This window comes from Klebsiella sp. 2019SCSN059 (assembly GCF_021739525.1).
Lineage (GTDB): Bacteria > Pseudomonadota > Gammaproteobacteria > Enterobacterales > Enterobacteriaceae > Klebsiella > Klebsiella quasipneumoniae.
The window spans coordinates 195,127-207,361 of record NZ_JAKKOM010000007.1; the positions used below are offsets into that span (position 1 = coordinate 195,127).

The 12,235-nt window shown below is 48.9% G+C and carries 10 protein-coding genes and 1 pseudogene; all 11 read right to left on the minus strand.

From position 1 onward, the window contains the following. Positions 1–21: 21 nt before the first annotated feature. Positions 22–1,629 (minus strand): annotated as a pseudogene (gene tssA / locus L2I46_RS11140) (type VI secretion system protein TssA). 19 nt (positions 1,630–1,648) lie between these two features. Then, on the minus strand, positions 1,649–5,020 hold the full coding sequence (locus L2I46_RS11145; protein WP_236947867.1) for an ImcF-related family protein: 3,372 nt from the start codon (positions 5,018–5,020) through the stop codon (positions 1,649–1,651). Next, positions 5,013–6,221, minus strand: coding sequence for a hypothetical protein (locus tag L2I46_RS11150; RefSeq protein ID WP_236947861.1), 1,209 nt, complete (start codon positions 6,219–6,221; stop codon positions 5,013–5,015). The genes L2I46_RS11145 and L2I46_RS11150 overlap by 8 nt, the downstream gene beginning before the upstream one ends. A 2-nt stretch (positions 6,222–6,223) precedes the next feature. Then, the gene (locus L2I46_RS11155; protein WP_101978647.1) at positions 6,224–6,487 is read right to left on the minus strand and encodes a PAAR domain-containing protein; all 264 of its coding nucleotides are present in this window, start codon (positions 6,485–6,487) and stop codon (positions 6,224–6,226) included. A 62-nt stretch (positions 6,488–6,549) separates the two neighbouring features. After that, the gene (locus L2I46_RS11160; RefSeq protein ID WP_228742350.1) at positions 6,550–6,951 is read right to left on the minus strand and encodes a lysozyme inhibitor LprI family protein; all 402 of its coding nucleotides are present in this window, start codon (positions 6,949–6,951) and stop codon (positions 6,550–6,552) included. A gap of 114 nt (positions 6,952–7,065) precedes the next feature. Then, on the minus strand, positions 7,066–7,494 hold the full coding sequence (locus L2I46_RS11165) for a hypothetical protein (RefSeq protein ID WP_236947862.1): 429 nt from the start codon (positions 7,492–7,494) through the stop codon (positions 7,066–7,068). A 1-nt stretch (position 7,495) separates the two neighbouring features. Further along, a complete protein-coding gene (locus L2I46_RS11170; RefSeq protein ID WP_105491283.1) occupies positions 7,496–7,852 on the minus strand; it encodes a hypothetical protein in 357 nt (118 codons plus the stop codon). After that, on the minus strand, positions 7,842–10,340 hold the full coding sequence (locus L2I46_RS11175) for a hypothetical protein (protein ID WP_236947868.1): 2,499 nt from the start codon (positions 10,338–10,340) through the stop codon (positions 7,842–7,844). The genes L2I46_RS11170 and L2I46_RS11175 overlap by 11 nt, the downstream gene beginning before the upstream one ends. 316 nt (positions 10,341–10,656) lie before the next feature. Next, a complete protein-coding gene (locus L2I46_RS11180) occupies positions 10,657–11,154 on the minus strand; it encodes a DUF3828 domain-containing protein (RefSeq protein ID WP_236947863.1) in 498 nt (165 codons plus the stop codon). A gap of 73 nt (positions 11,155–11,227) precedes the next feature. Beyond that, positions 11,228–11,773, minus strand: a complete 546-nt coding sequence (locus tag L2I46_RS11185; RefSeq protein WP_236947864.1) for a DUF3828 domain-containing protein — start codon at positions 11,771–11,773, stop codon at positions 11,228–11,230. A gap of 6 nt (positions 11,774–11,779) precedes the next feature. Then, on the minus strand, positions 11,780–12,235 hold a 456-nt coding region (locus L2I46_RS11190; RefSeq protein ID WP_236947865.1), incomplete at its 5' end, for a DUF2345 domain-containing protein.

Here is a 12,235-nt window from a genome sequence, read left to right on the forward strand (position 1 = left end):
TGAAAATTATTAAAGAGTACATTAGCCACAGAGCGCCATGGCACGGGCCGGGTCGATGGCGATCAGACGCGCCAATAGCGTATCCATCTCAGGCATCAGACGGGATTTATCAGATTCGCTGCGACCGGCTTTCAGGCGCAGCAGCTTCAGGCGACGAGCCTGGACTTCAAACAACAGTGCGGGTTCCCAGTCTTCCAGCGTCAGCTGTGGTGCACTGGTGGTCAGTTAGCCAAGCAGGTGAAGCGCCATATCGTTTCGACCATACTGCTCTGCCACCCGGGCCATCAGCAGGCGTATCAGCCAGCGATGGCGTGGTGTGTCCATTCCTGGTCGGGACTGGAGCCAGGCAAGCGCCGCCTCGGGTCCTTCCGCGTCGCCTTTTGCCATAGCTTCGGATTCAAGAAGCAGCACATCATCAGCCTGGCCATTAACGACGGTTGCGGGTTCATCGCCATACAGCAGGCCTTCTTCATTCACTTTTCCAGCGATCCAGGCGGAGGTGACTTCATCAGCGAAGGGAGTACCGTCATTCCATGCCAGGCCTTCAAGTCCCGGAAGGCGCTGAAGTAGCAGTCGCAGATCAAGAAGAACGGATTCTGTCCAGGTATCCCACGGGTGACCGGCATGACTGAGCCCCTGCCAGAGATACCACTGAAGATCGAGCCAGAAATGATTGACCCCTTCGCAATAAATCTGGCTGGCCTGCTCAACCAGTTCGGTCCAGTTTTTCTGAAGATACAGCCGCTTAAGTTGAGCACGATACTCGGGTTTCGGCGGTACCAGGCGGGTGCGACCGCGACTGTCCAGCGGAGGGATCTGATCGACCGTGTCCCAACGCACGGTCTTTATCAGCCGGTAAGAGGCCAGCCAGCCCTGCGGCTGCTCGCTCAGCCAGCGGGAAAGTAACTTTGCCTGGTCGAGTAAATCGCGGCCCGATTTTACCGCTGACAGTTGCGGTGAATCCGAGTGGGCCGGTTCGCGTCCGTGCTCCTGAGTACTGCTGTTCTGGGGGACCAGTGCTTCCATACCCCCCGAACGTGCCAGGCGGTTTTCAAGAGTGGTACAAAGCCCTGCAAAAGACGGTTTCTCGGCTTCCGGCCAGTCCGCCACTGTGGATTCAAGCAGGCTTATGGCGCCCGCCGTAAGACCGGCATCATTGCGGTCTACCTCAGGCCATAACAGCAGTGCATCAATCACTTTTGCACTGTTCAGCCACTGCAGCGCAGCTTTACGTGCTGCGGGACGCTGAGGATGACATGCCTGCCCGTAGCGAGTCAGCATTGCGACAAGCAGCAATAAACCTTCAGCCAACCCTTTTTCACCGTCGCGGCTGAGTCGGGCCTGCACATACCAGGTCACCACACGAATGTCTTTTGCGCATTCGTAAAGACACTTTCGGGCCAGCTCGCACAACCGCGCTGAATCGGTACCCGATATCTTATTGATCTCTTCACGCATCAGCAGAAAATTATCATCGTATGCGGGATCGTCCCCGGTTTCAGACCCCGGGGTGAACGGGTGCAGCCAGTTATCCCATAATAATAGGGCGCTGGAGGCTTTTCCGATAAGATGCTGCTGCTCTTCCTGATTTGTGGTACATGCCGATAACAGTGCCTGGGGTGAACTCATGTTTTTCCTTGTCTCATCTTTATTCGACCTCTTCAGCGCTGGCTGCAACCGTAAATATGGTTTCAGGCAGCGTGAAACCCTGAAGCTTCAGTAACGCCAGAGGACCGTCGCCCAGCTCGCTGCGCATCACAAACTTCAGTGGATTCCCATCGGGCGTGATCCACATCAGCTGCATGCGGCTCGCATCAAGAGGCGTGATTAGGGCTTTGTCCAGCAGGCGAATGAAACCCCAGTTACCCTGGTTGTTTGCATAGAGCTGCATACCGCTGTTGACGCTTCGCCAGCTGAGCGATACGCCGGGGTAGTAAGTATTCCCCGGCCAGGTGAATTTCTGCCAGCTTTCCATCTGGTTGAAAAAGTCCAGATTCTGCTCATCGAGGATTAACTGCACTCTGGCAACATCCCGTGTAGGTCGCGCCATCAGTTCGAAGTGAACACCCGCATCGCCCTGAGAGAACACGATATCTGACAGTTCCGCCAGCTGATTAATCGCCCGGAGGAAATCCGGACTGACAACCATCCCCTGACTTGTGGAAGGGTTAACGATCCAGCGATTCCCCTCCAGGTGGATGATCCCGCCAAGATTAGTTTTCAGGAAAGTAGTGATTCGACCCGAGTCGCTACGCAGGAACTGAGCCAGTAACGGCAGCGAGGCATCGCTGCCGGTGGCTTTAAAGGGGTATCGTCCCGCAAAGGCCTTATTCCACTGTTCGACAATAGTTGTCTGCCAGCGGGCATTGAGGCTACGTGCAGCCGGGGCAAGTACCTGCCGCCAGGCCAGATCCAGCGGTTGCACAAATAACGACTGGCCAAATCCATTCCACTCCTGACCCAGACTCGCCGCAACCAGACTGCCGTAATCGCGGGTATCGGTCAGATCGATGGCTTTGCCCTGGAATACTGTCTGGGCCAGCATCTGCGACATAGCCTGCGGATCCGGGGCGCTGGTGACCTGCTGAAGCTTGAGCCGCACCTGGGTTACGCGAGCCAGCCAGGACTGGAAACTGAGGTTACCGTTGGCACCTGTGCCATCTTTACCTTCCATCAGCCCCATCAGCGGTCCAAACACGCCATCGAGCGGACCTTTAGGGCCCTGTGCCTGTTCAATAAACTGTCTGGCATTTTTTTTCTGACCGATCAGTTTTTTCGCTGAGTCCACTATCGAGTCGGCAAGTCGTTCTCCCTTCCCCCCCGTTTTCCCCTGCCAGGCCAGCGTGTTCATTAGGGCAACCAGCGGTGACTGGCGGACATCGCCTATCAGATTGAGCTGGGCAATCGCTTCGGAAAGTGACGTAGCTTCCTGCCACTGAATGCTGTTGACCATGTTCAGCCAGGCGTTACCAAAATCGGTAAAATAGCGTTCAGTCAGGCGGGCCTTTAGCGCCTCCGGGGAGATATCGCTCCTTGTCTGGTGCGTCTTATCCGTCAGTACCCAGTCAATTTCATCGCGGCGTGTCTTGACGACCTCGTTAATCGCATCCTGAACCTGCTCTTCCCAGGCCTGACGCGTAAACATTCCCGGGACGACTTCGTCAGTGCTGAATACCGTTGAGGCATCAGTGTCGCCGGTCATATCTGCAAGCGTTAAATCAGGCCAGTTGCTGGCCACGCGCTTCAGCATGTCCTGATATAACCCGGACTCAGCGTTCCGCTGGCCAATCTGCTTGAGCAGGATCTGACGGACCGTGCTGATTAATTCCGCGTCAGGCTTAATTTTCCATTCCGGATGAGCCGGGAGGTTCTGTGCGTAGAAACCCAGCAGTTTCGGTGCCAGGGCCTGCCATGTGCCATCCGGCACATTCTGACGTTTCGGGAAGGCTTTCAGGACGTTTTTTGCCAGCCAGTCTGTGTCTGCTTTGTCAGGACGGGACAGCATCAGATAACTTTTGAGCACGTCATAGGTGTGCTGAGTGCCCTGCGTTCGGGCATCACTGGCAGGAGGCAGTTGCACAAAAGCATTCAGCAACTGCCTGAGATAATCTGCGGTGGCATCCCTCATCAGCTGTGCGTTGTTTATCGCATACAGCGGCCAGAGAGCAGCCAGCGTTTCACTGTCCTGATTAAGACCAAAGCGCGTGTACCATGGGGCGCCGGTCGCCTCACGATGTTGCAGACGGGCAATCGCTTGCTGGAGGACGAGCTGGTTGCGCAGGCGTTCAGCAAGTGGTTTTGCGGTATCCGCTGCCTGCCTCGCCGTTTCCTGTGCCTCATAAATCTGGGTACGGTTAACGATCAGGGACAGCAAGGTACCGGTCCCCCACAGGACAATAAGGGAAAGCAGAATTAATCTCAGCATCTTCAGCCAGTCGACGCCCAGCTTCCTGCCGCTGACGGCATCACAGTCATCAATGACGGCTTTCCATGTCGGCGTGTCGAGGCGCGTGTTCGGCACCGTTCCGGCAACGGCCATCTCAGGGCTGAACATGACTCCGCGTAAACGCCAGGCCGCAGATCCCTGCATCAACCCACTGAGCAAAACGGTCAGACTGGCTTTCAGTTCGTGTTGCAGGCGGAAAGATAACTGGAGCAGGCCGTTATGAGCCGGATTATTCAGTATCTGTGCCATACCGGCTTTTTGCAGGCGCTGAGACAGCGTAGTCAATGCCTTATCCGCCTCTTTTACAGTGCCTTCCGGTCCGAATATCACCCCTGTCGCAGCCGTGTCCGCGTCCTGCTGAGCACCTTTGGCTTTGTCAGTCAGCCACAGCCAGACAGGCGCCTGCCAGCCCAGCTGATGATCGGCTTTTTGGCGGCAACGCAAGAAAGCATCCCGTTCGCTATCTGTCGGGAGAGCTGAAGTACTCATCACCTGAATAATGCCATCAACCGGCTGGCGAGATCGCAGGCGCTTCAGTTTTGAAAGGAAGTTCTCATCCGGAAGTGACTGCGCATCACCGCCATAAATCAGTACGTTGCCGTCGCCTTCCTGCCAAAGGTCATGACGCAGACCCGGGGCCGCTTTCTCGACGTCGTCCGGGTTGCCCATCACCAGCAGGAGTCGCACTTTACGCTTCCAGCGACGTCCATAGCGAAAGCGCAGGTGTTCGGACACGACATCTTCGCTGAAAACGGGTTCATCGTCGTCTTCTTCACCGGGAATGGGGTTCGTCAACGGTGCGGCAGTCTCAGCCTTTTTCTGCCCCCACTGGAAATACAACCCGGATTTGCCCGCGTGGTCGAAAGCCTTCTCTATCAGCCAGCCGAGTAATAATATCGCGGCAACCAGTATGGCGCAGAATGTGAGTATCCGTTGGCCGTCATACGGTCCGAAGCCGGTGGCCGAGGCCACATTTTCCGGAAAGGCATAAAACAAAAATGCCACGATGGCTGTCAGGAAAAAGGCGACAGTCACAACGGAGCCGATGAGGGTTTTTACTTTTACCTTAGACATTCTTAGGCGATTCCTTGCGAACTTCTTCTTTGGTGATGACGGCGATCCAGATGTCGTCTTTGTCAGCGGCGGGCTGTGCGGCGATAACCTGCGGCCCTCGTTGTTCAACGTCAGCATTGGCAAGCGTAATGGCCAGCCATGGAGCCGCATGGCCTGTGTATCCCAGAACGGGATCGATACTGAAGTTGTCCTCTGAAAGGCTAAATTCCACCCCGCTCTGCTCGCAGGCATTATTCCAGCCGCTACCAGCGGTCAATGTGGGACCGGAGATCCAGCTTCCTTTGAGTTCATCGGATCTGGTCTTCGCCCAGAGCAGCGCCCGGGTTAGCGTCTTTGTGAGCGTAGTTTCGGTTCCCCTTTCGGGGCGATGAAGGCGGAGGGCATCCGGCCAGGCGTGGGCTTTTCGGTTGCTCAATACCACCATTGAGACGGCATCTGCGTCATCTTCCCGGGGGGACGCCGGTAACGACAGCGTGATAGCAACCAGAATGCCCGGATTGTCCCATCGCTTGTCCAGCCAGGCATCGAATGCGCTCAGCCCTTTTCCGGCCATCAGGCGAAAAATCCTGCCCGTCTTGAGTGAGAGATCGGCTTTAAGATGCTCTTCAAAAAGGGGATACAGATCGTTATCACAATCCAGCACCAGCCAGCATGGCAGCTCGGGCGGAAGCGGCTTAACTTTCCCCTCTACACGAGTAGTCAGTTTATTAACCGCTGCTTTCAGGGCCTTCGTTAAATCTGTCTGATATTCTGGTAATGCCGCGTATCTGACCGGTTTGTCACATCCTCTTGGGCGAGAGAATTCGATAACAGGAGCTGCGACTTTCATTGCCTTCAGCAGGTCATCGGCTTTGTTTCCGGCCAGGGCCTGAATGTATGTACCGAGGATCCAGGCACAGCGCTGACCGCGAAGAATTTCACTGTCGATGAGAGCTTCACGGTCGACATTACGCGACTCAGCTCCAACCTGCTCTGCTTTATAGGCAACCCTGCGTAAACCGAAAAGAAGCCCCCAGGTGCAAAAAGGAAGGCCCAGAGCGGTGAACCAGAAGACAAATCCGCTTCGCTCTGATGTCCAGCGCCACAGTGTAAGCGCTATGCCCCCCAGCATGACAAACGCGAGAAAGAGCAGCCAACGTCCGGCGCCGGGACGCGGTATCTTAGGGGCCTTTTCAGGGATGGCATCCAGCCAGACGGGCATAATCAGGCAACCTTTGCTGCGGCAAATGAACTGATCAATGTGCAACCACAGGCACATTTGTGACCGTGAAAGGCAACCGGAATACCATGATCAAGGTAATCAGGGTTGCCTTCTACGATAGTAGTAGGGCCATGTCCCTGAACCGGGCAGGACACTTTGTCGCCTTTACGGGCAACGCCAATACCGCCGAATTTCATCGTTTCTGAGGCGGTCAGTACTGAACCACCGTGGGTAGTTTTATCGCCTTTGCGGATAATCTGGAGCATTAATAAGGACCTCTGTGAGTTAATAATTATCATTAGTTTAAAGTAACTAGCCTCCAGATATATTAATCCTGAATCTGTTTCAGTAAGTCATTTAACTCATTCACTCTTGAAATATTCATGTCCATACGGCATACGCTGTACATCGGCGAACCGATTATAAACCCTTGAACATCACACCAATTTTCACGTGATGCAATCCAGTTTTTTTGCGCCGTCTCGAATTTACTTGTAATGTCAGATATTTCACGCGCTTTAATTATTTTGTATATTTTCTGGTAAACAATATTCATGTCTTTCTTTGCGGCGTCTGATGCCTGGTCGGCACAACCCATTACAACAGAGTTATTTATATCTTGATTCAGTTTGCGACAATCAGTTTCGATCTTGGAATAGTCGGTTAGTACAGCATGTGAAATGCAAGGGAGTATTAGAAGTAAAGTCAGCGCTTTGTTCTTAATCTTCATTGTATTTGAAAAATCCAGTAGCGGCATTAGTAATTTAACTTACCTATAAGTGCCTGGTTCTACAATTAAAAAGACCCATTCTTGATTCAATAGCATGTAAATGCTTTTGAATGTTTATTCTGTATCATACTCGTCACCTTTCCATCTCAAGATATATTTGGGTCCGCAAAAAATATCTTTTAGCCCTTTGTGTGATTTTTTGGATATGCCAATAGATGTACACATATATGCTGCATCTATTGATTTTCCATCATGTATTGTGATTTTGAATGTAAAAGTAGGAGAATTGTCGAGGTTAGACATACAGTTCGATTGATCGCAAGTACCTGGTGGTGTTGAACTCAGAAATGTATACTCGATGATATCTTTTTTACCGTCACCATTTAAGTCAGTAGTAACGCGACCTGTTTGCCCATCGACAAAACCAGAGTTTTTCACCTTACTTGCCGTTACCAGCATATCAACATCTTTGGTTTGAGAACATTGAGCATATGTTGCCGATGCCATTAAAATTAACATAGCCAAAGAGAGTTTTATGTTCATTTTAATAATTATCAACTGTCTTCATATAGGTTTTAATAAAATCATTTAGTTGCTCTACACCATCATATTCGCATTGGTTTTCTATCAAATCTGTTCGTTGACCTTCCATCGAGTTATATAAGCTGCATCGTTCAGAAATAGACTTCCGTTGACTATTATAAAACGCCATATCAATTGAATACTCCTTACCAAATTTGGTAATAATCTCTTTAATGGAGTCCTCTGTTTTTTTTGTGCTGGTTTGTATGCAGTCGATCATATCCGGATGAGATTGCATCGAGGAATTGCAAGTTTGTGGTTCCTTTGCAAAAGAAATAACAGGCAAAAAAACAAGTAATGCAAGTAATTTAATCTTCATTTTTTAACTCCAGATTTAACTCATTTAACTTTAATAAATCTTTCTTCTCTGTCAGAGCTCGTGTTTTTAGATCGTCCCACCAAGTCGGGGATGATGGGAAAAGATCTTCAACATGATTTATTTTATAGTCCTGAACAATAGTTATCACATCTGCATCTGTTAATGTTTCAAAATCCTTTCCTTTCAACGCTCTCGAAATTAAACCAGTTGTAGGGCCATATTGAACGGAAGTCGACCAAATCATATCATTGATTGCGGCACGAGAATGTGAAAAATTTAGCCCTTTAGATGCTAACAAGTCTATTTGTACTTGATAGTGTGTTTTTTCAATGAAAAGATGCTGATCCTGTGCAAATTCTTCTTTGTGATCGACCGCAATTTTTTTCCATACTTTATTGAATTCAGGTGTGGCGGGTACTTTACCTTCGAATAAAGCTTGGTATTTTGACACAGCAATATATTTATTAACCGTTCCCATTTTAGAAGATAATTGATACATTCCATATGACACACCACCATGATCTCCTTTTCCAGATGAAATTACCCCAGGCCCCCTTCCTCCAGATTCATATCGCTCTGAAGTTTTCCCAAGCGGCCATGTTCCTGATGATTTTTTCATAAAGCCTAAGAACATAATCGGATGCATGTGCCACAGTGAAGGTCCTAGTTTTTCGGATGTTACATCCTGCATCCATGCCATTTTATCGATAAAATCTTCACTGTATTTCTTCCATTCTGGGGCTTCTTTTTTCAGCGCATTGAGGAAAGGTTGCCAAATAGCGTCACCTTTTTTGAAGTACCAATCGCTGGGATGTTTTACGATTGTTTTCTGGATGGTGTCACGATAGTCGGGATTATGAAGTGCTCTCCAGTACTCCATTGGCGAATATCGGTCACTTCCGCTGTCAATTTTATCCAGCAGGCGCTGATAATTATGCTTCACGAGAGCATGACTGGTTCGCGGATCATTGGTCGCGGCCTGGTAAAGCGAATCGATGAGGTTACGGAAGAATCCAGTGGGCTGGTTTTTTCCATCCAGGTAATCAAAGCTGGCTGGTTCTGTGGTTTCAGTTCTGAAGCCCAGCTTTGCCAGATCATACTGCGACAAAAGTTGAGGTTCCGCCTGGCCTTTAGGGACGTAAGCATTTTCTGGTCGCAGCTGCCAGTATTCCTGTTTGGTCGACTTATCGACTTCCGTTTGCACCTGACTCAGTGGAAGGATCCCCGCCCTGGTTGTTGCCCTTGTATCTACTGTGAATGTTCCTGCTGCAACATCTTTTTTGTATAACGTAAGGCCCGGAGCGTACTTTAGCCAGAGTGGATTCTTTTCTCCCACCTGCTCAGGGTTGGTCAGGAACGTTTCCAGGTTATCATCCATACTCGTGCATTCGATATGAACCTGGTATCGCGCTTCATATCCGCCATCCTTAGGTGCCTGATAATATCCCATATGACCAACAGGATCACCTGCACTGATAGCAAAGGGAGTCGGGCATACTACCTGGTCAAATTTCATCGCTTCTTTTGCTGGCGGCATGAGTTTCTGCCACCAGGAAGGCTGTACCACCCCATCAGTGCCAGGAGACAGGTTGTTTTTGTCCACAAGCATCCAGTATTGCTGCCCTGGCTTCAGGGATGTTTTCTTGCCCTTTTTCAACGCCTGTTCTGAGAGGCTAACAAAGGTAACAAGGCCATACTCTCGCTTATTAAATGCAACAGTATGGAGGCCGCTGTCTGTTTTATCCCACTCAACAATAGATCCTTTTGGGATCGTGCCCTTGCGATAGCTTTCACTGGTACTTTTATTGTTGGTACTGGCGGTCATGACCCATTCTGGATCGTAGGCAGTAAGCGTATCCTGGACTGTCCACTTTGTTTCCGCCGGATTGACACTATAGGCTGAATAGGGGGCAAGGTGCATATACAGGGTATAAAAATGCAGCCCGCTGGATTCTTTCTCCCCTAGTTGAATAAAGTGTTTAACCAGAACAAACGAACCGGAAAAGCTCAGTGGGCCGGATTCCCATGCAAGCGTCAGATAATCCTTGCAGACACGATAAGCAACCACTACGCCGTCAGCCATGCATCGCACAGCCTGCTCGCCTTTAAAGGGGACAGGGAAATCCAGTGCTTCAAGACGAGACTTGCCACTCAGAGCACACCACGGGGTCGTTGCTTCCGTGATATGGATCCCGCCATGCCACATCCCACTTCGGCCAATCATATACTGCCCGGTGGATTCCCCCCCGACATGAGAGAGGATCTCTTCCTGATTATTGAACTCACTTCCCCGGTTATTAGAAGGGATCGGCCAGACAATCTTAATTTTTCCTTTTTGGGTAGCCGTGGCGTTCTGCTCTGATGTGGTATTATCGTCATAACGATAAAGTGTATAGCGTATGTTTTGATCACGATATATCTGGGCAGGATAGAACCCCCTTTCCTGGACAAAATCAGATACCCAGTGTGTACCATTAAACATCGCCATATGACCATGCACATGATGTGGTGCTGCCTGGATTACGACAACATCCCCCACTTGCTGACCAGAAATTGTGAATACACCGCCAGTACGCACTGTTGTAGCGTTATCCACAACTTTAAAGTTATTTTCAAGCAGCCATGGACCATAATTTTTAGCTGATTCAATTCCTGAATTTTTTGCAGATGCCCCTCCAGCGATTAATGCTTTTTTAACATAGCGGGCACATTTTGACTCGCCATATTTAAGCTTTTTATCTATGCCATTTTTAAAATTTTCAGCGTTAATTTTCGCTCTGGCTTGGGCCTGAGTGTTTAAAACGCTAACTGCGACATTCTTGTTCAGCATTTATTCCCCCCCCCTCTGCTTGTCGAGGGCAATAAATACTACTATGGGATATGGGCTTAACAGAATCCATTAACCAGCTCCCTTTTTCTTTAACCAGGTTAACGGCATATAGGGATACGCTCTTACCATATCCTAATGTTAGCTTCACTTGCGCGACCTGTTCATTCTCTGAAACAGTTTCCACATTAATGCTGCCTTTCCATTCTTCACAAATATCCTGAGCATCGACAAAATAATCAGCACCCGATTCATCATTATCCCGCAGACTTCTGAGATGCTCAGTTGTATATTCAAAAATAGCTTTTTGAGTTAGTTTATCAGCTGATTCCATATCAGGCATTTCAGACGCGACAAGGTAATCATGATAAAAATTTGCAACAATTTCCCGAGGCATTGAACTATCGTTCGCTGAAGTTGAGGCTATATTGGCCACGCAGAATAAGCAGCAAGCAAAAATAATCTTCTTCAACATGAACGTCTCTCCGTAGATATGTTGGTATTTGTATAAGTAGTCGAGGTGAGAAATTTAGAAAATGACCACGTTTTTATTGTTCCGTTACGCTGGTGATTTTCCACTTCCCATCAATTCTTTCCAGCACAACCTTAAATTTAACTTTAGGCTCGGAACCTGTTCCTAAAAAAACGTTAACTGAAGAGTCATTCTCTTTCTGATATACATCAAAGGTACTTATACTTGCTTTCCATGAAGGATAAACATCTTGTGATTTTGTAAAATAATCAACATCAGTATCAACCCAAGCACTATGCCAGTTACAAATATAACGCCCTTTAAACTGCTTGCATTCGCGCTTTTGTGAACATTTCCCTTCGAGTTCTTCTGCCGACACTGAATCATCAGAATCATAATTACACATCATTGAGTCGTTAATGCTTTTCATTAATTCATCAGAAACATATTGGCTGAGAAATCGACTATTGTCCGATGATTCTTCTTTCAAATATGACTTATAAAAATTGTACACGATGCTTTCTGGGCTTGTTTGTTCGGATGCCTGTGTAAAATTTGATAAACAAAGCAAAAATGCAAATAAAAACACATTACGCATATGAGGAATTAATGGATCCATCATCAGCCCTTAGTCATTAAAAGATTTGCTGCTGATTTTATTTTCCTGAGTGATATCCGTCAGGCTGAAATTGGGTGTTTCGTTGGGGAGATTTGCGCCCGATCCTGGTACCAGATAGTCAGACGTCTTCATGATAAACTCACCAGATGAACCATGCTCAATACCGTTCTTACTCAGTCTCAGGTAAGACCCGCCACCGTTCAGTGTCAGGGTTTCCGGGGTGCTGATAATAATTTCGTCTTCACTGCTGGTCACCGTCAGCTGCTTTTCAGAAAACAGGGCCATCGTGTTGTGCTGAGCCTGAATCTCGATATCTCCCTGGTTGGCAACCAGCTTCGCCCCGTCTTTATGCACAAACATACCCAGGGCTTTTTCAACCGTTACAGACAGATTTTTCATCGCACCGATATCAAGATGTTGACCGGCATTGATCATGGTATTGCGGGTGCTGCTGAGCTGAAGATG

What these genes read in the sequence shown, in the direction of transcription:
- L2I46_RS11145 (WP_236947867.1), bottom strand. Translation starts at nt 5,020, where the DNA reads ATGTCTAAGGTAAAAGTAAAAACCCTCATCGGCTCCGTTGTGACTGTC.
- L2I46_RS11150 (WP_236947861.1), bottom strand. Translation starts at nt 6,221, where the DNA reads ATGCCCGTCTGGCTGGATGCCATCCCTGAAAAGGCCCCTAAGATACCG.
- L2I46_RS11155 (WP_101978647.1), bottom strand. Translation starts at nt 6,487, where the DNA reads ATGCTCCAGATTATCCGCAAAGGCGATAAAACTACCCACGGTGGTTCA.
- L2I46_RS11160 (WP_228742350.1), bottom strand. Translation starts at nt 6,951, where the DNA reads ATGAAGATTAAGAACAAAGCGCTGACTTTACTTCTAATACTCCCTTGC.
- L2I46_RS11165 (WP_236947862.1), bottom strand. Translation starts at nt 7,494, where the DNA reads ATGAACATAAAACTCTCTTTGGCTATGTTAATTTTAATGGCATCGGCA.
- L2I46_RS11170 (WP_105491283.1), bottom strand. Translation starts at nt 7,852, where the DNA reads ATGAAGATTAAATTACTTGCATTACTTGTTTTTTTGCCTGTTATTTCT.
- L2I46_RS11175 (WP_236947868.1), bottom strand. Translation starts at nt 10,340, where the DNA reads ATGGCGATGTTTAATGGTACACACTGGGTATCTGATTTTGTCCAGGAA.
- L2I46_RS11180 (WP_236947863.1), bottom strand. Translation starts at nt 11,154, where the DNA reads ATGTTGAAGAAGATTATTTTTGCTTGCTGCTTATTCTGCGTGGCCAAT.
- L2I46_RS11185 (WP_236947864.1), bottom strand. Translation starts at nt 11,773, where the DNA reads ATGATGGATCCATTAATTCCTCATATGCGTAATGTGTTTTTATTTGCA.